The 20902-nt window shown below is 59.8% G+C and carries 18 protein-coding genes; 4 read left to right on the top strand and 14 right to left on the bottom strand.

Annotation, left to right across the window (positions count from 1 at the left end; genetic code table 11):
• Nucleotides 1-540: 540 nt before the first annotated feature.
• The 6 genes from LDN85_RS09560 to LDN85_RS09535 all read right to left on the bottom strand — a co-directional run bounded on the left by LDN85_RS09560 (nucleotide 541) and on the right by LDN85_RS09535 (nucleotide 6850).
• On the bottom strand, nucleotides 541-897 hold the full coding sequence (locus tag LDN85_RS09560) for an EthD domain-containing protein (RefSeq protein ID WP_223945219.1): 357 nt from the start codon (nucleotides 895-897) through the stop codon (nucleotides 541-543).
• Nucleotides 898-949: 52 nt separating this feature from the next.
• A complete protein-coding gene (locus LDN85_RS09555; RefSeq protein ID WP_223945218.1) occupies nucleotides 950-1708 on the bottom strand; it encodes a glucose 1-dehydrogenase in 759 nt (252 codons plus the stop codon).
• Nucleotides 1709-1736: 28 nt separating this feature from the next.
• Entirely contained in the window at nucleotides 1737-2777 is a 1041-nt protein-coding gene (locus LDN85_RS09550) for an NADH:flavin oxidoreductase/NADH oxidase (RefSeq protein WP_223945217.1), read from the bottom strand.
• Nucleotides 2778-2779: 2 nt separating this feature from the next.
• On the bottom strand, nucleotides 2780-3526 hold the full coding sequence (locus LDN85_RS09545) for an SDR family NAD(P)-dependent oxidoreductase (RefSeq protein ID WP_223945216.1): 747 nt from the start codon (nucleotides 3524-3526) through the stop codon (nucleotides 2780-2782).
• Nucleotides 3527-3989: 463 nt separating this feature from the next.
• The gene (locus LDN85_RS09540) at nucleotides 3990-5267 is read right to left on the bottom strand and encodes an alkene reductase (RefSeq protein ID WP_223945215.1); all 1278 of its coding nucleotides are present in this window, start codon (nucleotides 5265-5267) and stop codon (nucleotides 3990-3992) included.
• A gap of 503 nt (nucleotides 5268-5770) precedes the next feature.
• Nucleotides 5771-6850: an SMP-30/gluconolactonase/LRE family protein gene (locus tag LDN85_RS09535; RefSeq protein ID WP_223945214.1), complete on the bottom strand. Its 1080-nt coding sequence runs from the start codon at nucleotides 6848-6850 to the stop codon at nucleotides 5771-5773.
• Nucleotides 6851-7553: 703 nt separating this feature from the next.
• Here LDN85_RS09535 and LDN85_RS09530 point away from each other — a divergent pair.
• From LDN85_RS09530 to LDN85_RS09520, 3 genes are read left to right on the top strand one after another with little or no spacing between them, the layout of a single operon-like run.
• The gene (locus tag LDN85_RS09530) at nucleotides 7554-7889 is read left to right on the top strand and encodes a hypothetical protein (RefSeq protein ID WP_223945213.1); all 336 of its coding nucleotides are present in this window, start codon (nucleotides 7554-7556) and stop codon (nucleotides 7887-7889) included.
• Complete coding sequence (gene mobF / locus LDN85_RS09525) at nucleotides 7886-11452, top strand: MobF family relaxase (RefSeq protein WP_223945212.1); 3567 nt, start codon at nucleotides 7886-7888, stop codon at nucleotides 11450-11452. The genes LDN85_RS09530 and mobF overlap by 4 nt, the downstream gene beginning before the upstream one ends.
• On the top strand, nucleotides 11433-11978 hold the full coding sequence (locus LDN85_RS09520; protein WP_223945211.1) for a hypothetical protein: 546 nt from the start codon (nucleotides 11433-11435) through the stop codon (nucleotides 11976-11978). Before mobF ends, LDN85_RS09520 begins: the two co-directional genes overlap by 20 nt.
• A gap of 84 nt (nucleotides 11979-12062) precedes the next feature.
• Here the strand turns inward: LDN85_RS09520 and LDN85_RS09515 are convergent, their stop codons facing one another.
• The 5 genes from LDN85_RS09515 to LDN85_RS09495 all read right to left on the bottom strand — a co-directional run bounded on the left by LDN85_RS09515 (nucleotide 12063) and on the right by LDN85_RS09495 (nucleotide 15982).
• Nucleotides 12063-12344 (bottom strand): hypothetical protein, encoded by a 282-nt coding sequence (locus tag LDN85_RS09515; protein ID WP_223945210.1) that lies wholly within the window; start codon nucleotides 12342-12344, stop codon nucleotides 12063-12065.
• A gap of 101 nt (nucleotides 12345-12445) precedes the next feature.
• Complete coding sequence (locus LDN85_RS09510) at nucleotides 12446-12952, bottom strand: single-stranded DNA-binding protein (RefSeq protein ID WP_223945209.1); 507 nt, start codon at nucleotides 12950-12952, stop codon at nucleotides 12446-12448.
• A gap of 52 nt (nucleotides 12953-13004) precedes the next feature.
• A complete protein-coding gene (locus LDN85_RS09505; protein WP_223945208.1) occupies nucleotides 13005-14162 on the bottom strand; it encodes an ArdC-like ssDNA-binding domain-containing protein in 1158 nt (385 codons plus the stop codon).
• A gap of 84 nt (nucleotides 14163-14246) precedes the next feature.
• Complete coding sequence (locus tag LDN85_RS09500) at nucleotides 14247-14747, bottom strand: hypothetical protein (protein WP_223945207.1); 501 nt, start codon at nucleotides 14745-14747, stop codon at nucleotides 14247-14249.
• Complete coding sequence (locus tag LDN85_RS09495; protein WP_263422083.1) at nucleotides 14744-15982, bottom strand: TraM recognition domain-containing protein; 1239 nt, start codon at nucleotides 15980-15982, stop codon at nucleotides 14744-14746. The genes LDN85_RS09500 and LDN85_RS09495 overlap by 4 nt, the downstream gene beginning before the upstream one ends.
• Nucleotides 15983-16319: 337 nt before the next feature.
• On the opposite strand from LDN85_RS09495, the gene LDN85_RS09490 reads away from it, so the two are divergent.
• The gene (locus LDN85_RS09490; protein WP_223945513.1) at nucleotides 16320-16484 is read left to right on the top strand and encodes a hypothetical protein; all 165 of its coding nucleotides are present in this window, start codon (nucleotides 16320-16322) and stop codon (nucleotides 16482-16484) included.
• A gap of 58 nt (nucleotides 16485-16542) precedes the next feature.
• Here LDN85_RS09490 and LDN85_RS09485 read toward each other — a convergent pair whose 3' ends face one another.
• Genes LDN85_RS09485 through LDN85_RS09475 form a run of 3 tightly spaced genes read right to left on the bottom strand, consistent with a single transcriptional unit; the run spans nucleotide 16543 to nucleotide 20898 of the window.
• Nucleotides 16543-18003 (bottom strand): ATP-binding protein, encoded by a 1461-nt coding sequence (locus LDN85_RS09485; RefSeq protein ID WP_223945206.1) that lies wholly within the window; start codon nucleotides 18001-18003, stop codon nucleotides 16543-16545.
• Nucleotides 18000-19490: an SCO6880 family protein gene (locus tag LDN85_RS09480; RefSeq protein ID WP_223945205.1), complete on the bottom strand. Its 1491-nt coding sequence runs from the start codon at nucleotides 19488-19490 to the stop codon at nucleotides 18000-18002. Before LDN85_RS09480 ends, LDN85_RS09485 begins: the two co-directional genes overlap by 4 nt.
• Nucleotides 19483-20898: a type IV secretion system protein gene (locus tag LDN85_RS09475; RefSeq protein WP_223945204.1), complete on the bottom strand. Its 1416-nt coding sequence runs from the start codon at nucleotides 20896-20898 to the stop codon at nucleotides 19483-19485. Before LDN85_RS09475 ends, LDN85_RS09480 begins: the two co-directional genes overlap by 8 nt.
• Nucleotides 20899-20902: the final 4 nt, after the last annotated feature.

Raw genomic sequence — 20902 nt, 5'->3', positions numbered from 1 at the left:
TCAAGGATGACGCCCGCGCGGCGGGTCAGTGCAGAGCAGGCTGGTCTTACCGGGTGGCGATGGTGCGCCATGGTTTGAAGAGGCGGAAAGACCTCGCAACAGTGTTGCGGCGCTTGTAGGCATCGGAGTCTAAGTTCACGGGGCGGCCGCCTCGTGAACCGCGGTGCTTGCGATTCTCGATCTGGTCAGAGGGCACGGCGTTAGAGTTCCAATGCCCCGGTTTACGCAGTGGTGGGCGTTTTCCCGAGATGAGTTACCTTGGCCCGGTTGATGGTCGAATCCACCGAAGCAGCCCAGGCTTCTGGCCCCGCAGTGTCCGCCTCAGCCAGAAGTCTGGCATGGATCCGATCCCGCGTCCCCTCAGAAGAAGCGAAACACCGGGCGCCTGGCGAGCACCACTGGTTCTGACCCCAAAATGGGTGACACCCCTCCAGCATTTCGACCTTCGTGGTGCTGATTTTGGGAGACACTCCCCAATAAGTAAGGGGCGGGAGTGTCCTCCCGCCCCTTACTTCCTATCATTATCAGCTTCCCGCCGCGTTACTCCGGTACTACCTGCCCCCCGAAGACGTGGGCATCTCGAACCGGAAGAGTGACCACAGTAGGCCAATCGATAAACTCCCCCGTATCCTCATTTAGCGCCGCCCACTCTCGGGAGGCAAGTGCCTTCCTGGCGTCCTCGTCGCTGGCGAAGCTGTACTCCGAAACCGCATCGTAAGCAGGGGCCGAATCTTCCAGTAAAGGAGCACCATCGTGCCGTACCGGCTGCTGCCGGTAAGACACCAGTCCCGGCACACGCGAGGCAAGCTCGAAGTGTGTCGTCAGGTAGTGATCAGTGAACTGCTCGAAGGTCAATCCAGGCTTACGCCGGGTGAGGAAGACTACTGTGTAAGCCATAAATATCCTTTTCTATCGTGCGCAGGCTCGCTACCGGCTGGTTGGTTGGTGCCTAGTTGGCGGTTCGACCGCCGTCGATAAGCAGATCGGTTCCGGTAATGAACGAAGACTCATCGCTGGCGAGAAAGAGGGCGCCGTAGGCGATTTCTTCCGGCCGACCTGCCCTGCCGAGGGGGGTCCGGACAATGTCGGGATGTTGGTTGCCGAACTGCTCCAGCACGGCCTTGGTCATCGGTGTGTCAATGAGCCCGGGGAGTATGGAGTTGACCCGGATATTGTCTTTGGCGAATTCAACAGCTGCCGTCTTGGTTAGAAGGCGCACGGCGCCCTTGGTCCCTGTGTAAGCGGCGCAGTCGCCGCTGCCTACCACACCATAAATGGAAGACAGGTTGATGATAGAGCCTCCCCGCCCGCCCTTGCGCATCAGGCCAACACTGTGCTTCATACCAAGCCAGGTTCCAGTTTGGTTGACTGAGAGGATCCAGTTCCATTCTTCGAGTTCTGAGGCTTCGATACCGGCAAGGCTGATAACACCCCCATTGTTTATCAAGACATCCAACCGCCCGAAGTGTTCCTCGGTTGAGGCGATCGCGGCCTCCCAGTCAGTCTCCTGTGAAATATCCAGAACGATTGGAAGCGCTTCGCCGCCTGTGGATTCAATTTCCTCTGCCAGCATCTTTACGCGCTCGTGCGAAATGTCGGCGATGACAACCTTCGCGCCTTCTCTGGCAAAAAGTTTGACCTCTTCCGAGCCCTGGCCTCCGGTCGCGCCTGTAATAAGAGCGACTTTGCCCTCAAGTCTTCCTGACATGATTCCTCCTTGTTAGTTTGCCGGCGCGCTAGAAGCCGCGGTCGTAGGGCCCTGTTGCCCTGGCGTAAGTGGGAATGGGAAGATCAAGCTCAACTCCTGCTGTCTTGGCAGCATTGAGGGTCCAGTGCGGATCCCTTAGGAGTGCCCTGCCCACGAAGACAAGGTCAGCGCTTCCGGAGGACACAACCAGCTCCGCTACCTCCGCGGTGCTGATCGATCCAACTGTCCCCGTAAGGACACCGCAGGACTCTTTGATCCGCTGCGAGTATTTAGCTTGGTATCCGGGGAAGATACGGCCTGAATAACCCGGGGTGATGTTTCCGCTGGAAGCGTCGATCAGATCAGCACCCAAGCTGACCAGCTGCTTTACCAACCCATCAGTTTCTTCAAGCGAAATACCCCCGTCTACTCCATCCTCGGCCGAAACACGGACGAAGACCGGCTTTTCGGACGGCCACACCTCCCGGATGGCGGCCATGACATCGAGCGTCAGTTTGGCCCTGCCCTGGGCCGATCCTCCGTACTCGTCCGTTCTTAGGTTTGAGATAGGCGAGAGAAATTCATGGAGCAGGTAGCCGTGGCCGGCATGAATTTCAAGGCAATCGAACCCTGCCCGGTCAGCCCGCACAGCAGCCTGACGATATGCATCGACAATGCTCCGGAGTTCGGCAACATCCAACGGCTGAGGGGCAGGAAATTCACCGTAGGCGATAGCGGAAGGACCAACGCCTTTACCCTGCGCCGTCGATTTTCTGCCTGCGTGGGCGAGCTGAATCCCGATCTTGGCGCCGCAGTCGTGGGCGAAACCTGTAAGGCGGCTCAATCCTTCGATCTGAGTGTCTGCCCAAAGACCCAGGTCCTGACGGCTGATGCGCCCGCGTGGTTCGACCGCCACGACTTCTGTCATGACCAGGCCTACGCCGCCCAGAATACGTGCGCCGTAGTGAACGAAATGCCGTTCAGTTACTAGTCCATCGTCACCGGCCATGTACATGAGCATCGGGGACATCGCGACCCTGTTTTTCAGGGTCATTCCGCGGATTTCCAGCGGTTCGAAAAGGGAGCTCATGGTTACCACATCGCCAATCCGCCGGTAACCGGCAGGCTGGCTCCGGTAATGCTCCGCGCACGCTCTGAGGCGAGGAATGCCACCGCTTCGCCAATTTCTTCTGCAGTTTGTCCGCGACGGAGGGGAATCTTTTCCTCCTGCATGGCCCACTGTTCTGGCGGAAGAGCCTCCCACAATGGTGTCTTAACGACTCCAGGGCAGACGGCGTTGACGTTGATTCCGTAAGGACCAAGTTCCAAGGCCAATGTCTGGGTGATTCCGACAACGGAGAATTTTGAGGCGTTGTAGGGGGCGTATTCAACAATGGCCTGCTTGCCGCAGAACGAGGCGATATTGACGATTTTGCCGGACTTACGCTCGCGGAAGTACTTAGCGACGCTCTGGCAGGCAAAGAACAACGCTTTGCTGTTGATGTCGTTGATGAAGTCCCAATCCTTTTCCGTGACCTCATCAAAGGGCTTTTGCATCGCTACACCGGCATTGTTTACCAGGATGTCCAGGCCCCCGAAGGTCGCAAGAGCCTCATCCTTAATGCGGCCCATGGAGCTGAGATCCGATACGTCCTGCTGCAGTGCCAAGGCTGCGCCGCCTGAAGCCTGGATGCTCGCGGCAGTCGTCTTGGCCCTGGCCTCGTCAAGGTCGGTGACCAGTACTTTGGCGCCGTGCGCGGCGAGGGTAAGGGCGATGCCCTGCCCTATTCCCTGCCCGGCACCGGTCACGATCGCTACTTTGTCTTGAAGACTACTCATGTCCTGACTCCTTCGTCTGGAGATTGTCAATTAGGGGTTGCTGAAACCGTATGCCAACCCGGCCAAAGTAGTCAAGGGTTTTACGAAATCCTCGCAGTAAACGCTTATCCCCTACGCATAGCCAAATCTGGATCTCGCCCAACCTCAGCCCGAGCGCAGGGCGTTGGCCTGGAGGCAACGGGAGTTCGTGGGGTGCGCCAAGTTATCCGACCAACTTGACCTTGGACCTACTGCTTACAAAAGGTGACGGGAAAGGTTTACCACGCATCGACACACAGCCTTAGATGCATAGGACGAGGCGGCCCGGTCTGGGCTCCAGTCCGGCTTCCCATGAACATACTTTGACATCGGCGTCTTGGTGGTCCGCGGCAGGCGCCGATCTCCAAGTCTTACTGAAGTAATTCCGTTGAGTGACTTCGAGATCGGCGCCGCAGATCACGTCCGACGTCGGCCCTGCAACTGGTCAGGAGGCTTCTCGGTTCAGCACAAGACGGGCGTAGTAGGCTCCGCCATCAATCTGTTCCCCGGCATTTGCGGAGTTCAGTGAGGCCAGGACATCCTCTTGCGAGACCCGGCCAGCTACTATCAGTGCGCGGAGACGCGCCAGATATTCTTCGTCGGCGCAGCTGGGGTAGTCCGTGTAGCCGGCTTCATCTCCACCGTAGTAGAGCGCGCTGTCGGGCTCGTGAACCTGAGCTCCGTTCAAGTATCGGACTGGCAGATCCGGGTTTGCGATAAATGCTTTCCCAAACCCGACCAAATCGGCCACCCCGTCTAACACTGCCCTTTCGGCAGCTTCGAAGGTTAGCCCGCCAGCGACAACAATTGTCCCGGAGTAAAGCGACCGGAAGTGACTGGTCGGGATGGCGTCGGCGGCGGCTTCTACAATTTCAGATCCTTTGACGTTTGGTTCGACAAGATGAAGGTAGGCGAGACCGTACTTGTCCAGCTCCTTCACGGCTGTTGAATAGAGCTCCAGTTTGTCACTGCTGAACATATCCCCGTACACGCTGGAAGGGGTGAGACGGACGCCCACTTTATTCGACCCCCAGACTGAGATGACCTCCTCGACAATTTCGCGGAGAAAACGGATACGGTTGGTGATGGAGCCCCCATATTCGTCGGTTCGAGTGTTGGAACCCTCACATAGGAACTGATCGATCAGGTAACCGTTAGCTCCGTGAACCTCGACCCCATCAAATCCAGCTTCCAAGGCATTCCGTGCGGCAGCGCCGAACTGCTTTACAACCCTCCGGATCTCCGCAGCCTCAAGGGCTCTGGGAGTTTCAAAGTCCCGCATTCCGCCCGAGGTGAAGATTTGACCGGTTGCCGGTACGGCCGAGGGCGCAACAGGCAAGGCATTATCCTTCTGCAGCGAAGAGTGGGATTGACGGCCGACGTGCCACAACTGCAGGAAAATCCGACTGCCTCGACGGTGGACTTCACCTGTTACCAGCTTCCACCCGTCGATCTGAGCGGCCGTGTAGATACCCGGCGTCCAAGGAAAACCCGTGGCCTCCTGGCTGATAGGGGAACCCTCCGTGATCTGAAGACCGGCGTGTGCCCGCTGACCGTAGTAGATGGCATGCATTTCAGTGGGGACGTCCCCCACGCCAGCCCGGCTGCGGGTCAGCGGTGGTAAAACAAACCGGTTCTTCAGAAGATAGGGGCCAACCATGACCGGGTCTAGTAACGGCCCGTCTGTCAATGCGGCGTTCTTCTCCAGCGACGTTACTGACATATGTTCCTCCACAAGAATTGATTAATTTCCAAGGTGACCTGGGGCATTCACCGCACCCAGCCATCCCGTCGGCATACTTCCGTCGGCCCGCACAATGTAGCTTTTGGTGTAGCCGGCCATAAGTTGCTATGCAAGAAAGTAGTAAAATGTTTTACCATTTGGTAATCAAGGCTCCAGTCTCAGCCAGCATCTGTCAAGCAAAGGTCGCCATTGAGTCGTCAACCCACACGGGGTCGCTGGGAGCATTAGCAGTGACCGGGAAGTCCAGTGACCAGTCGCAAACGGCCAGTGGCCCTACCGGTCGGGCGACCGAAAAAGGCCTGATCTAGCCGAATAAGTTGCAGTACAGGCGACCCTTGCTGGACTCTTCTGACGTTGTGCCGTGGATCGGGTACCCGCTCAAACGGCGTTTCTCGCCCGGTGACACACTCCCAGCACGATCGACTAACCTTACCGGTCGATCGTGCCAGACGTGGGTCTAGCCTTGGTTACTTGACACCGTGCTATTGCTGCGCATAAAGCGTCATACCGGGATCCAGTGACTCAAACGTATAGATAGCCAAGCCCTTCGATCCACCTGCAACCGCGAAGGCTTCATTCGTTCCAGGTCGAATGGAAAAATTGCAGAGAAACTTGTAGCCCTTGGGATCCGGAAATTCCAAATTAGCAACTAGGTCCCCTGCAGCATTAATCACATAACCGGTGCCCTTGCCATATGACCCGATGTAGACGTTTCCCTCCGAATCCACTTCATTTGAGTCCACTCGGATTTGCGGCTCAAATTGATGACTTAGTGTGATGTTTTTGCCAAACGGTCCGTCCGAAACTTTCCCCTCGCCGTCGATACCGATTGCGATGATTTTGCCGGTTTGAAACTCGTTGACAATCAGTTGGCTGTCGTCTGGTGTTAGCGCAATGCCGTTCGGGGTCGTGAGATTATCAGTGACGACCTCGGTTTGCTGTCCATCCGGTGACGTCTTGAAAACATGTCCTTGTGGGTGCAAGACTTCGCCTCGTTGGTCCGTCCAGTAGAGATTTCCCTTTCGGTCGAAAACAAGATCGTCCGGATTAATGGGCTTGTCGGCCGTGCTTGCAGCGATTTCGTGATAGCCGGATCCGTCGGGATTGATCGAGAACAGACGTCCGCCGCCATTCAGAGACTTATCGCTGATGGAAGCCACGAAAAGACGTCCGTCCTTGTGGATCGCGATCGACGACAACGAAGCACCAGGGTATGTAGCAATCGTCTCGAGATTTCTGTCTGACATGCGGAGCCTATAAATTTTCGTGTTCTCTGTAAAATACAGAAACTCGCCCTTGCGATCGAACGCGGGCCCCTCAAGGTAGGCCTCAGGGAAAAATGAATCGTCATTTAGGGCAGCTTCCGGGCCACTAACCTGGGTGAAAAGCTCAGGGCGGAGCGATGGAACATGTCCAACAGCTGCGTCCGGGACATTGGCAGCGCTGGTTTTAACGTCTTTGCCCGGAACATCATTGCTATCGATGCCGCCGCTACAGCCGGCGGTCAGCGACAGTGCAAGCGCTAGCGCTACCAATCCTGTGACACGACTTCCAGTTTTCATGCAATGACCTCTTCTGCAGCCAGCACGAAAGGAACCCTACTCTGGGCCTTCGACCGGCTAAATGGGAAATGAGTTGGTTGGTTGGTCCGATCACGTCTCTCAGCGGACCACAACTACATTGTGGGACAAGGCATCTCCGTCGACTTGACATTGCAGGTAATGGAAAGAGTCATGCAGGAAAATGCATGTCCACAGGCCGAAGCGGTCAGTTCGTGTCGACGCGGCCGTCATTTCTGGCTGTTTGGCCCGAGAATAGTTCGGAAGTGTCCCAGCGTCAGCGATTCGCGTTGGAAGTGCTGACGAATCGCGTCGTCATATGCAGTGCGGCGAGCGAGGTGCTGTATTTGGCGGCGAAAGGGGTGGACTGATGAGTCGAGCGCTCCGACGTTCGCCCCTTACTACTCAATGTCAGCGGACATCGTCGGCCGTGACCAGGAAGCCCTTGTCTGCGACGCCTGATGGACAACTCTGGAGCACCTATTGGCAGGCCGCCGAGACCTACCGCGGCGAGGCAGGCAAGCGCTCCAGACCAAAGGTCGCGTTACTAACAGAAGGCGCCTGTATCGCCTCCCGTAGATGCCCTCACCGGCGATGACAGTCTCCCCCCTATCGACCGGGCCGCCACTCCCTTCACACCTCTGGCATCCAAGGCAAGTCCACCCGAAAGTCATGCGGGGTGTGGGTGGGGACTACATGAACTGGTGTGAACAGGCAGACCTCCAAACAGCAGACGCGTTCCGAATCCGAATACAACGAAAACGTTGACCGGCTCCTAACAGAGCTGCGATCGCAGTCCTCCGAACTGGAACGCTTGCATGCCATCTACGACGAACTGGAAACCAGGAACGGCCTCCTACACAACGAAGTCCTGCGCCTGAAGCGAGCCCAGCGAACGAACGTCCAAGACCTCGCCCGTGTAGCCGCCGTTTTGCTCCAAATTTCGCGTGCTAAGGGCATCGCCCTCGACCCCGTGACACTCGACATCCTCCGTCAGCGAGGCTGGCTGCCATCCAGGACTCGCTCGGGCACACGGCCATGACAATGTCCATTGCCAGGCTCTCCGTACGTTCAGGGCTCAAGTACCTGTTCAAGGCCACGATGCTGGACGACGTCTCCCCTACTCCCCCGGACACCATCAGCTATTACGTGAAAACCGGAACACCTCAGGGTCTTTGGCTGGGTAGCGGACTCCGCGGCATTGCCCGCACATCAGGCGAAAGAGTCACTGAAGCTGACGCGCGTTCCATCTTCCAAAACGCAGCCCACCCCGACAGCAAGGAACCGCTGGGGAGGCCCCTCGGGCAGCCGCCGATCAACCAAGAGACCACCAATACAGAAGCGACTAAACACGCCGTCGCCGGCTTCGACCTCACCTTCAGCGTCCCGAAGTCTGTCTCTACGCTGTGGGCACTCAGCCCTCGTCACCTCCAGGAGCAGATCCTCCAGACCCACTACGAAGCTATCGAAGCAACGCTGGCCTGGATGGAAGAGCAGGTCATCAACACCAGATCCGGGCGGAACGGAGTCGCACAGGTCGGCACTAGAGGAGTCATCGCCGCAGCCTTCGACCATTGGGAATCCCGCGCCGGCGACCCGCAACTCCACACCCACCTTGTCATCGCGAACCGGGTCCAGCGGATTACGGACAGCGCCTGGGCCACCCTGGACTCCCGATCCCTATACAAAGCCGTCGTCGCCGCCAGCGAACACTACAACGGGCTGCTCTTCGATGCCTTGCACACCAACCTCGGTACGGACACCGACATCCGAGCCCCAGCACAAAACACTCATAACCCGAGCCAGCAACTCACTGGCATTGCTGAAGCCCTTGTCCACGAATTCTCCAACCGCTCAAGGCTCATCGACATCGAGACCGATTACCTCGTCAAGCAATGGACGATGGACCACGGAGCTCGCCCGACTGCGACAACCATCGTGAGGTTGCGCCAGCGAGCCACGCTCTCGACTCGAACTCCCAAGAACGTTGAGCCGTCACCGTTGCGAACGCTATCCGCACAGTGGCGCGACAGAGCAAAAGCAAAAGGTTTTGATCCCGAGTCAGTCGTAGCTTCCACCACTCGCCGTTCCCGCATACGCCCATTCCGTATCGGCGACTTCGCCCCTGACTGGATTGCCGCCGTCGGGCTTGTCACTCGACAACGTGTGGCGGCTAAGCGCTCTACGTGGAATCGCTGGAACCTCATCGCCGAAGGTGAGCGTGTGTGCGCCGAGATCCGTTGCGCCTCCTCTGCCGACCGCAACGCGCTGATCGATGCCGTGGCCACCGCGGCGGAGCGTCAATCCGCGCCACTCAACAAGTATCGGTACGGCGTCCCCGCGGATGCGGCCGATGATCTGCGATTCGCCGGGCGCAGCGTCTTCGATTTCCACGGGTCGCGTCTCTATACCGATCAATCGACGCTCGACTTTGAGGAAGAAATCCTTGCGGCGAAGAACAACGACGGCGGGCCGGCCGTACCCGTCGATCTCGCCTTCGAGACACTAACGTCATACAGAAACGGCGAAGGGTCATGCCTCCACGATGACCAACTGACAGCAGCGTCCGAGGTCCTGCTGAGCTCCAGCAGGCTCGACGCCATCGTCGGGCCGGCCGGGACCGGTAAGACGACGACCCTTGGCGCGGTCAAAGCAGCATGGGAGGCAGCGTACGGGATGGGCAGCGTTGTTGGCCTGGCGCCGGCCGCTGCGAGCGCCGAGGTTCTCGGCTCGGAGCTGCGCATGGTTACTGAGAACGTCGCTAAGTGGCTGCATGAATCCGTTGGGTCTGGTGCGGCCGAGCGGGCCGGGCGGTTCTTCCGAGCGGACGATCGACTGCGTAGAGCATCCGTTTCCCGCAGCCCACTCGTTAGTCGCCTTCAACAAGAGGTCGCTCGACTGGCCGCCGAGCAGAACCAATGGCTGTTCCGGCCCAATCAGCTGGTGATTCTCGATGAGGCGTCCATGGTCTCAACGCTTCAGCTTGCAGCCTTGGTCCGCCAAGCCAAGGGAGCCGGCGCCAAGATCCTCCTAGTTGGCGATCCGGCCCAACTCGATTCCATCGATGCCGGCGGTGTGCTTGGTTGGCTTCATCGGCAAGGGGAAGCAGGCCGATTGAGCACGATCTGGCGTTTCAAGGATCCGTGGGAACGGTCAGCCTCCCTTGGGCTGCGTGAAGGACATCCGTCTGTACTCACAGAGTATGAAGACCACGGTCGCGTCAGACATGGCCACTACTCAGACATGGTCGACCACGCCTACTCCGCGTGGCACGCGGATATACTGGCTGGCCGAGTTTCGGTCTTGATAGCTCCGGACAACGAGACCGTTCGGATGCTCAATGAACGGGCTCAAGCCGACCGGGTAAGCCTTGGCGACGTGGACGCGGAACTCACCGTGGTCCTTCGGGACGGGCTGCGGGCCGGTCGTGGCGACATCGTTATTGCCCGTCGGAATGACCGATCCATTCGCGACGATCGAGGTGAGTTCCTTCGCAATGGGACGCTCCTCGAAGTCACGGGAGTCGATAGACGCCATGGTGCCGTCAACGCGATACATAAAGACACCGGAGCTGCCTTACTCTTGCCGAGCAGTTATGTGGAATCATCCCTGGAGCTCGGCTACGCCACCACAGCCCATCGCAGTCAAGGCCTCACTGTCGACACCGGCCACACCGTCGTCACCCCTGGGCGCCTCACGCGGGAACTGCTGTATGTCAGCATGACCCGGGGCCGGCACTCCAACACGGCCTACGTCAGCGAGAACGACCCGGACGTAGACGAGATCCTGGACCCGAGTACCCGTTCGAGCTGGCGGGTGATCCTCGGCGAGGTCCTAGCTGCCGAAGGTGCGGAGCGAACGGCTCACGAGGTACGGGACTTCGAGCGGCAGCACGCCGACAGCCTCGAGCGTCTGAGCTGCGAATACGATTACTTGGCTCAAATCGCTGCGGGTTTGGATCTCGCTAAAGCTATCGACGGTCTTATGCCCGGCCGATCTGAGGAGATGCGCGAATCTCCAGCTTGGTGCGCCGCCGTCGCTGCGTGGCGACGTGCCAACAACATCAGTCGCCTTGGAGCCCATCGCGCCTTGAACGAGACTCTGGGCTCAGAAGCCAATGCGCTGGACCTGACCGCCGTTGCCCACGCCCGGCTTCGCAGGTTCTGCTCGGCGATGCCCCCATCGCCCATCGATCCGTTGACTGAGCCGCTGCCGATAGACCGAGCAGACCTCGCAGCGTTGCTGGACCAAGTCCGACGGCGGATTGGGAACCGTGCGGAGCAGGTCGCCAACGCGGTTCTACTCGATGACCCTGAATGGGCCACACTATTGCGAAACGACATCGAGGCGGGTGCAGATCCGTTCGAGTCGGCCACATTGCTTCGTGATGTGGCCGTGTACAGGGACCAGTGGGGCGTCAGTAGCGCGGCACTCCCCCTTGGTCCAACTCCGGCGGACTGGGAATGGGAACAGCGAGCGCAGTGGGACTACCTGCAGCGAGTAATCGGCCAAGCCGCCACACCAGAGCCAGGGCTAACAGATGTCGGCAACTTGTATGGGTTCGACTCCCCAATAAGCCTGACAAATGCCGGATGGCAGCTTTAAACTGGAAGTCGGAGCAAGTATGCAGATGAACCCAGTCCTCAAGCCGAGATTAGCAACACCCGCTCTGATCGCGACGAGCGCAGTGACGCTGGTGCTTGCCGTGATCCTGATGGTTCTAAGCTTCACGATTTCCGGGACGGCCTGGTTGCCAGTCGCCCTCACGACTCCCTGTGTAGTAGTCCTGCTCTTCTGGGCTCAACGTCTCCGCGGTCAGCGGCAGTGGCAGGCCGAATCCGCTGCTAAATGGAAGCGACTGGAAGACCTGAAAGTGGCCGCCGGGACCACAACCGAGGTCACAGTTCTGACCGTAGACGCTCTGCAGCCGACCGGCTCCTGGATCACCATCAGGTGGAATCGCTTTGATTACATTCAACCAGCATGGATCGAAGCGCTCCCCGACCCCATCTGGCCAGGCTCTGTTCTGCTGATTCAGCCAGATCCGACGCAGGTGCAACCGGGAGCGCCGTGGCCCGAGACCTATCGAATCAGCGGCGACCATGTCTTAGCGTGGGCGCCGCTCGTCTAGCTTTCGCGTCGGCTAATCACCGCTGCCGTTCAATCACCTCCTATCGCCGACGTATCCCCCGATGAAGCCGGTACGAAGAAGGACCTACAGTGGCCGTCCCCTCCAAGACTCCTGATCAACGCGCCTTACCTGCCCGGCCGGGAACCACTGAACGTGATAAACCCGACCGTCATCCACCCACTCAACCAACCCAAAGGTCCTCGTGTACTTGATTGCCCGACCATAGATCTCCCCCACACGAACCAAGGGCTGACTCCCCGGCTCGAACTCAATGATCTGGCCGTCGTCAAGCTTGGGGTGGCTATTGTCGGCGTCAATCTGCGCCATCATCCGGGCGAAAGCGGTGGAGTCTTGCTTTGGTCTCATAGCAACAAGATTAGAACATATGTTCTAACTAGGGTCCCGTGTACAAAATAGAAGCCCACGCCTCTGGAGGGACGTGGGCCATATTAAAGAGGCAAAACGGGTCAAACGTTCATGTCATTCACCGGAGCTCCGCCTAAAGGGGACGCCACCACCGGCGCCTTAGTGGTCACGTTGTACGCGGGCCAGCCGGTCGCCGTCGTCGCTTGTGGTCCTGCAGCTTCCACGTTGGCCTCGGGCTCGGCAACTGCTCGTGCGGAGCGCTGATACGTCGCGGTCCCGAAACGAAGGTCCGGCCCAATAGTGTCAGCGATGATCCGCCGGGCTTCGCGCCGTTCGCCGTCCTTGTCATACGAACGGAACTCAAGCTCTCCCGACACCATCACAGGGTCACCCTTCTTCAGAGACGTCGAAGCGTTCTCCGCGAGCATCCGGAACGCAGACACGTTGTGAAAGACCGGTTCGCCGTCTCGCCAGGTGCCATCCGGGTTCGGAATGCGCTGGTTCACGGCAACGCGGAGCTTCGCGTGCGGAGTACCGGATTCCCCGATGGTCAGTTCGGGATCTGCGACCAGGTTCCCCGTGATAGTGATGGGGATCTTTGTATTCATGATGGGTTACCTTCCTTAGTCGACGGGCCTCTCCCGACGGACATCTGTGCGTTCAAGGACCAGCAATCTCGGGACCATCCAATGAAGCATTCGGTCCAGGGACGCCGGCATACGTCGGATTGTCCGCAACGGTCCGGTCAGCACTGGCGGTGGCGAACTTTCCTCCGAACCCTGGAGGATCCGAGACCGCCAGGATCCCCTTGGTTGCTGCGGTCACCCGCCCCAGGACCGACTTGGCGATGTCGACGCGCGACGTCGGCACCCAGCCATCTGAGGAGCTGTGCTTCAAATCGTTCTCCGCGCGGATGACAGCGTCGGCCCAGCCAGCCAGATAGGAAGCTGACTGCTGTCCACGAACAATGCCGTGGGCCCGCAGGACGGTATAGGCAACCGATTCGGCTTCCACTTCCGCCAAGCCGCGATGGTTCGCGCTGCTGCCATACAGTCGCCCAAGGCGGTCGTCTGGTCCGTGCAAAAGGACGTGACCTAGTTCGTGGGCAAGAACCGCTACCCGCTCCTCGTCGTTCATCCAGGCACCAACTTGAATTCGACGAGCATCAAAGTCGGTATAGCCACTCGTGTAGCCCTGTTGAAATCCCGACACCTCAACCCGGAAGCTGTGTTCCTTCGCAACCTCACGCAGGGAACTCCACAGATCACCCACGTCCGCCCCACCTTGAGCATCCGCGCGAGGCACCAGCAGCGGAGTGCCCTCCGTTTGGGTAACGTCAAAGACAGCCTGCCCGCGCCAACCTGTGATCACGTTCTTCTTGCCTCTGCTGACAGCATCATCAGGTGCAGTCTGATTCGCTGGCAGGAGCTTGCGCTGTCCGTCAGCCAGAATCAGTTCCTGCATCGAGGCCGTCCGCGGCGCGATAACCCAGAGCGCGTGTTCTCCCCGCAGAACCGTTCGCCCATGCCGAGCCCACTCTTTGTAGCCGGCCACCAGAGTCGGCTCTTGGGTGCCGCGCTGTTCCATCTGCATCATCAGCAGGGCGACGTTACCTCCTGAGTACCGCCACAGGGTTGCGGAGGCGTCAAGCAGAACCTGCCAGCGCATGGGCGAATCAATGGCTTCCTCAAGTGCTGTGTGAAGTCCCCTGGTCAGGTCGGCTATGCGCTCCTCAGGTGACAGGCGAACGTTCGACGGCGGCGCGGCGGCTTCTTCAGCCCCGTTTGCGTCAGCATTCAGTTCAGATTCAGAGGCCACGACAGCCATCCTTCGTGCTTCTAGACGGCCCCAAGTAGGGATCACCTATTCATGTCGAGCAAACAAAGCAACGTCATGACGGGGTCAGCTTCGAGTCTGATGGGTGCCCAGCTTCCAGTCCTCGAAGTCCGGCTCGGCTGGCACGATCCTCATGACGGGTTCCTTGTGACTCTGCAACCCAACGCACCCAGCAGTCCGCGTGTGGGTTCGAAGACGCTCGACGCCGTGGGGCAGCCTCTCGTGGAACGCCAGCGGACCGAATCCCGAGTCATCTGACGTGAAGGACGCCGCTTCCGCCCGGTAAAGCGCATACAACTCGGCCACAATCTCCGAGTGCCGCCACCAACAGTCCGGCACCACCGACGTTGTCAGCTGATACGTGGCCACAAACCAGCGAACCCAGTCAAAGAGGCTCTGCCACACCACCTCCGCCTGCGCCGATGACATGTCCCGCCATCGATGAGTCATGCCAGCGTTGCGTTGCGCCGGCTGGAACGAGGAACGGAACAGTTCCGCGGTTAGTTCATCATCCAAGTCAGATACCCGCCCCACCTCAAAGTCAGAATCATCAGCCTGAGTGCTCATGAATCACGCTCGCTGTTCGCTTCTTGCCTATTCAAATGGCCAGCGGCCAATTCCCGCTCGGTCTCCAGCTTCGACCGTCCCAGCTCGGCGGCGTCCTTGCGCCTATGCCAGTCACGTAAGTCCAAAAGGATGGGCCGAGTTCGCCGTCCGAGCATCAGTGCAGTGCCAACAGGAAGGCGCCGGATCTCATCCAGACGGATCACCGGACTCTCTCGAATCTGCTCGCCGTCCTGGCGTCCTTGAGAGGACCAGGAACGAGTGTTTAGGATCAGGCTCCGCTCCCCCAGCAGACCCGCCAGCGAGCGCAGGTCACGCTCATCCGAACCTCCGCCGAAGATCACCTTGATGATCGCAGAATCCCAAATGGTGGCCGCCTCCTCGATCGACCATCCGCTCCGCGCCTGCGAAAGGGACTGCAGAACCACGAGCGTTGAGATGCCGATACCACCACCATCAGAGAGCACCACGGGCAGACCGGGCCACGGCGACAGATTCGCTATTTCGTCGAGGATAAGTGAAAGCGGTGGATCGAGTCGGCCTCCAGGTGCGACGAAGGCCAGCTCTCGCGCGGCGTTATCGATGTCGTCGATCAGAGCGGACAGGTAGGGGCCAGCGGCCGCCGCTCCAGAGCGGGTGCCGATGAGGTAGAGCGTCCCCCGTTGCCTGATGAAGGCCTTGGGATCAAACTCCTGAGCTTCGTCTTGTGGGTTCAGCGCCGCCAACACCCTTGGAGATGAGAGTGGAGCCACGGCTGCTGAGACCCCGATCCAGGAGTTGGAGGTGTTCCTTGGGTCGTCCTCCAAGATCCCCATCAGATCTGCTTGCCACCCCAACGCCGCACCGGGACGCCCCAGAATATCCAGCGCCTCTCTGGCCAACACCGGACTGGACGACCATCTGCGGAATGCGGCTATTCCCTCCCCCGACAGCGCTGCCGCATGGAGCAGGCACTGGAGAACGATCAGCGAGCGCTTTTGCCACGCGGCATTCTCGCCCTTCATCTCTGTGTCTGCAGTGATGACGAGGGCCCGCCGGGTTGCGATGTCCGGGTCACCGCAACCACGTACCGGCGACCAGCGCAGCGTCGTTGGCAGACCCGACATGCCCTGAGGATCAAAGACTGTAACCGGCCTCCCATCAGACATCCGCGCTCGCATCGTGACCACCAGGTTGTCAGCTCGCGTTGATGTGGTGACAACAGCACCGGGCGCATCGAGAATCGCATTGATGACCACGTATAGGCCCTTACCCGAGCGAGGAGCCCCCTGAATGACCATCGACTCTTCAGTGGAAACATGGATAGTCACCCCGCGGGATCGCCCAAGTGTCCACGACACGTCGTGAATGCTCGGCTTGCTGAGGCCCGGGCGAGTGTATCGCCCACGTTTGCGAACCGCTCTGGCTCCGAAGTCCCGAAGTATCTCTGCCCGGCCAGCCACGCCATCCCTGCTCAGGATGTCCTGCCGTAGCCACGCGCCGGACTGTTTCCAGGTTCTCCACGCCAGCGCCGACCCGGCTGCGAGCGCCGCAAGCAATGTGAGGACAACTCCCACAATCCACCAGACTGCCGCCATGTCTAAGGTGCAATTGCGGGAAGCACCAACAATCCAGTCGTGGCGGCCCGCAAACAGCCCGGCGCCTGCAGCGGGGTTGAAGAACGACGGCGGCCTGCCGCCACAGTGCCCCGCGCCAGCAAAGTGGGCAGCTGCCTGGACCAACAGGCAGAAAGCCATGTAACCGGTCAAAGCCCCGAGTCCCACTGAAACCATGGGACTGCTGCTACTCGATCTCGCCCTCACAGGTGCATCCGGCCATCGGTGCCAAACACTTCCAGCTCGTCCGTGGTCACTCTGTTGGCAACGATGAATGAACGGTTCCCAACCTTCCAAAGCCCAACGCCCTTCGGAAGGTTCTCGACGTGCTCGCACTCAGCTTCGGTGAGACCCAGGGCTTCCTTGGTCAGGCGCATGGCGTCATGCTTCTGGCGATAGATGATGCGCGTGTCCGCTTCTGTCAGCAGCCCCAGGGCTTTCTGACGGTGGCCGCTTGTGCTGTCGCCGATCTCATTGAGGTCAGCCACCTTGTGCATGATGAGGAGGTTTGCGATCCCGTAGGTGCGAGCAAGCCGCCATTGCTCGCTCATCTTGGCCAGCATGTAGGGATCGGCGAGCATCCGCCAACCTTCGTCGTACACCACAAGCCGTTTACCGCCGTCGGGGTTTGTCACTGCCGCCTCCAGCCACGTCGCGCTGCAGGCCGCGGCGAGAGACAGTGCCTGCTCGGAGGCCCCGATGAGCGCAGACGTGTCCATGACCATCATCGGCGCGTCGGCATCGAAGGCCACCGTGGAAGGCGCATCGAACATTCCTTCCAGGTCGCCCGAAACTGTGCGCCGCAGGGAGTGGCTGACTGACGCTCCGCCGTCCTTGCCAACAAGGGCTAGCGTTTCCGCGGAAGGACTCAAGAGGTGATCCAGCACCATAGGTAAGGTCGGCGTCGAGTTTTCCGCGGTGGTTTCCATCAGAGCCATGTCGAGAGCGGTGTGCTCGACGGGATGCAACGGTGTTCCCTGACGCATGAGGGACACCAAAGCCACGATCAGTTGCCGGCGCCGCTGCCGGACGACAGCCTTCCACTGAGTGTCAGATAGTGAGCTGGGCCGTGGACCGGCGTCCAGAGGATTGACACGGGCCGTGCGCCCTGGGCCAACGGAAATGACCTTGCCACCCACCGCATTGGCCACCGCAACCCACTCACCCTTGGGATCCGACGCAACAGCCGCTTTCCGCCCCAACGTGATGGAGCGAGCAACGAGCGACTTCCCACACATCGACTTGCCAGTGCCAACAGTGCCAATCACGACGATCGAAGGACCGCTGATGATTCCCTTGTCGTACAGAATCCACGGATCATAGGAAAAGGCTCCCGAACCGAACACATCAGTTCCTATGTAGGTTCCCTCGTGGCCAAGACCTGACTCCGTGATGAAGGGGTAGGCCGCCGCGAAGGTCATGGTCGAGGCGCGGTGAGGTGCCGGCCGCAGCCTATGCGGTCCCCATAGTGACTGCGGTTCCTTACTCCCCCAATCACTGACAAGGCGCTCGCGGTCGCCGCGTCGCTCCAATGCTTGGTCGATTCGCTGGCCGAGTTTGCGCTTCTGCGGCAATGACTCTGCGGTGGCCGCCTTTCTGAGACTCTTGCGTTCGGCGCGAGTGCCCGACGGCGTATAGGTCACCTCTTGGTTCTTGAGGCTCATCGCAATCCCCTTCCCAGAGGCAGTCCGCCCGCAATGAAGGCTGCCCACTGCTGCCCCGCCAGCAATCGAAGTTCGACGAACGCGCCGGCTGCTGCGGACTCGAGTTCGTGGCGGTGTCTGGTCAGATCCTCCAAGGACGCGGCGGTGATCGTCACAAAGGCGGTCGGACGTACATCGCCATGGCCAGCAACAATTTCTTCTTCCCGTTGCGATACTTCTTCTTCCTCGGCTCGCTGCTCCCTCGTCGTAGGTCGGTCGAACCGGGCATTGATCCTGCGACGGGTTTCATGCGCTTCCTGTGCAGATCGGATGTCCCGCAGCGCCTCCAAGGTGGGTACAGCACGAATGACCTGCGTGACCGTGTGCCGGAAGTCGCCGACATAAACCAGCGGGTGCAGGAATCCGGGATACACCTTTTGCCGCGGCCACTCCGCGACCCAGAAGGTCTGATGGAACCCAGAGTCCGTACGGAGGTGAGTCCAGTGCTCCTCAACGGCCATCGGGCTCGAACTCACCCGCCGCTTTCCGGTCGGCCGGTCATCCCGCGACTCGCTGTCTTTCTTCACTGATCCCCGGGAGACCGTTTCAGGATCAAAGGCACCCCTGAACACTTCAAGTAGCCGCGATTCCGAAAGCCACTCGTCCACCCGCACTCCATGAGACGCCAAGGATGTCGTGATTGCCTGTACCTCCAAGCGCAGAACACGCTCGAGTCCGCCTACGCCGCCGCCGGACTCTCTGATGCGCCTCCTCGACTTGGCGGTATCCACAACAACGGACAACAACACGTCGTGACTCATGGCGGATCCGGCAGCGGCTATCAAGTCCTGATATGCCACCTCGCCCCACGAATTGCCCCCAGGGTGGCCGCCATTCTGCACGATGGTCTGGTCGTAGAAATCCTGAAGGGCGGACGAAGGATAGGGAACCGTGTAGTCCTGAACGGCGATTCTGGCTATGTCCGAGCGTTGGGCGAGTCCCGCTTGCACCCGTGACCATGCCTGAGCGGCCCACGCCTTGTCATCGTCGTCGAGGAGAGCGAATGACCGGGTTGTACACCGCAAGACGACCGTTGCTTCTTTGCCCTGAGGGTCAACGACAAAGCACTCTCCCCGCTTGGTCATCTGGAGCTTCAGGCTGCCGAGTCCACCTGGTAGCGCAAGCTTCCCTGCTTTCAGTGCCTTCTCAGGGCGGGCGAGGTATCGGGTCTGTCCCAGGATCAGTCGAACGAAGAACAGCGTGATGAGGCTGACCCAGATGGGATAAGGGATTCGAGCGTGTTGGAGCACTCCCATGAGCATGAGCAGCAGCCAAATGGGACTCATCGTCGTCAGTCCGACCGGGCCTCCCGTCGCAGAGGCAATAATGGCCGTCAGGATGCCGAGGGCTAGGAACACGAGCTGGTACCACTTCAGCCCCATGAAGATGCCGCGGCGCTCGTATCGGGGAAATTTGACGGCCTCGAGGGCCCGGGAATCGTCAGTCATGGGGTTTCTCCGGAGGGAAGTGCCCCTCAGAAGCCTTGGGCCTGATGGGCGGCAATTGGGATGTGGGCAGCGCACTGCCGGGACTTCGCACCTCGGGCTGCCGAGGAGTCCTGGGGCGGTTTGACTTTGGCGGACCGGCGGCCAGGTTCCGGCCTAACCGCAAAGGTGTCGCAGACGACGCTTGCTTGCTCTGGTCGGATACGACCTCTCCACTCACCACGTCGTCCCGCCTTGCGGCACCTCCGCGGGCAGAGTTTGCTCCGTACGATGCCGAAGCGTTTTCACTTGAGGTGAGTATCGGCGTCGCGCTCGTCAGGCTTCGCGGCAGGGGCAGTGAATGTGCGAGCACGCGCGTGGGGAAGTCCTTGCGACTTGAGGGAATTGGCCGCGCTAGTGACGATCGGCCCAACATTGAGGCAATCGTCATGCCACCGAGTTGTCGACTGAACTGTCTGGAGACAGCGCTGCTGCTGCGAGCAAGAACGTGGCCGCCGCCAGCCGTTTGAGCCGCGGCTGCGAGTTCCCCGCCCGCAAAGCTCACCAGCCTCAGCGCCATCAATGGTGCTCCGCAGGCAAGAACCATGCCGACGGTGCCGGCCGCCAACCCGGCAAAGGACGTCGAATCCGCAAACAGCTTGATCGCCGCAGCTAGAACTGTCGCCGCCAGCGGTTTCGCGAGCAAGAGCGCGACGACGACTTCGCACCACCGCCCGGCCCAGGCCTTTGACTTCTCCCAGGGCATCATCATGAGCGCGACCGGTGCGACGGCCGCCAAGACTGCGAGGGCGAACGTCCTGAAGATCATGGAGCACATGAGGATGAACGCCAGAATCCACACGACGATGACTGCCATTACGGTCACAATCGCGGCACCGACAGCTCCGCCTTGGTTGCCCGGCGCCAGAGAGATCACGTTCCATTCGCGCTCTGAACCTTCGGGAGCTCGTTCGAAGCCGAAGAGCCGCATGAACACGACATATGGATCTGTCCCGATCGACTCCAAGAGAGCGGTCGAAGCGGAGTCAGTCACTCGCGTGAGCTGCTGGACAAGGTACACCGCCGCGGCAACCAAAGGTACCGCTGCCGCTCCCCCGACTAGTGCCCTGACCAGCCGGCGAGGTTGCTGGCTGATCAGTCCGGAGAGTAGTTGAAGGATCATCACAACCACCAGCGGTGTCATCATCACGATGACCCACCAGTTGGTTAATCCGCCGATAGCCGCCCACTGTGAATCGTCGACTTCGGAAACGCTGAAGGCCCCTGTGATGAATCCCCACATCCACGAGGCAATGTTCTGAAGGACGTTAGCGAAGATTGAAGTGATGGAACCTTGGACGCCGTCGTTGGCTTGAGAAACCAGTCCGCAGCCCGGCGGCCACCAACCGTTGAGGTCACACTCGATAGGCATGATC

The sequence above is a fragment of the Arthrobacter sp. StoSoilB20 genome (assembly GCF_019977295.1).
GTDB classification, from domain to species: domain Bacteria; phylum Actinomycetota; class Actinomycetes; order Actinomycetales; family Micrococcaceae; genus Arthrobacter; species Arthrobacter nicotinovorans_A.
The sequence above is the reverse complement of the archived record's forward strand: the minus strand, read 5'-3'. Positions and strand labels throughout refer to the sequence as shown.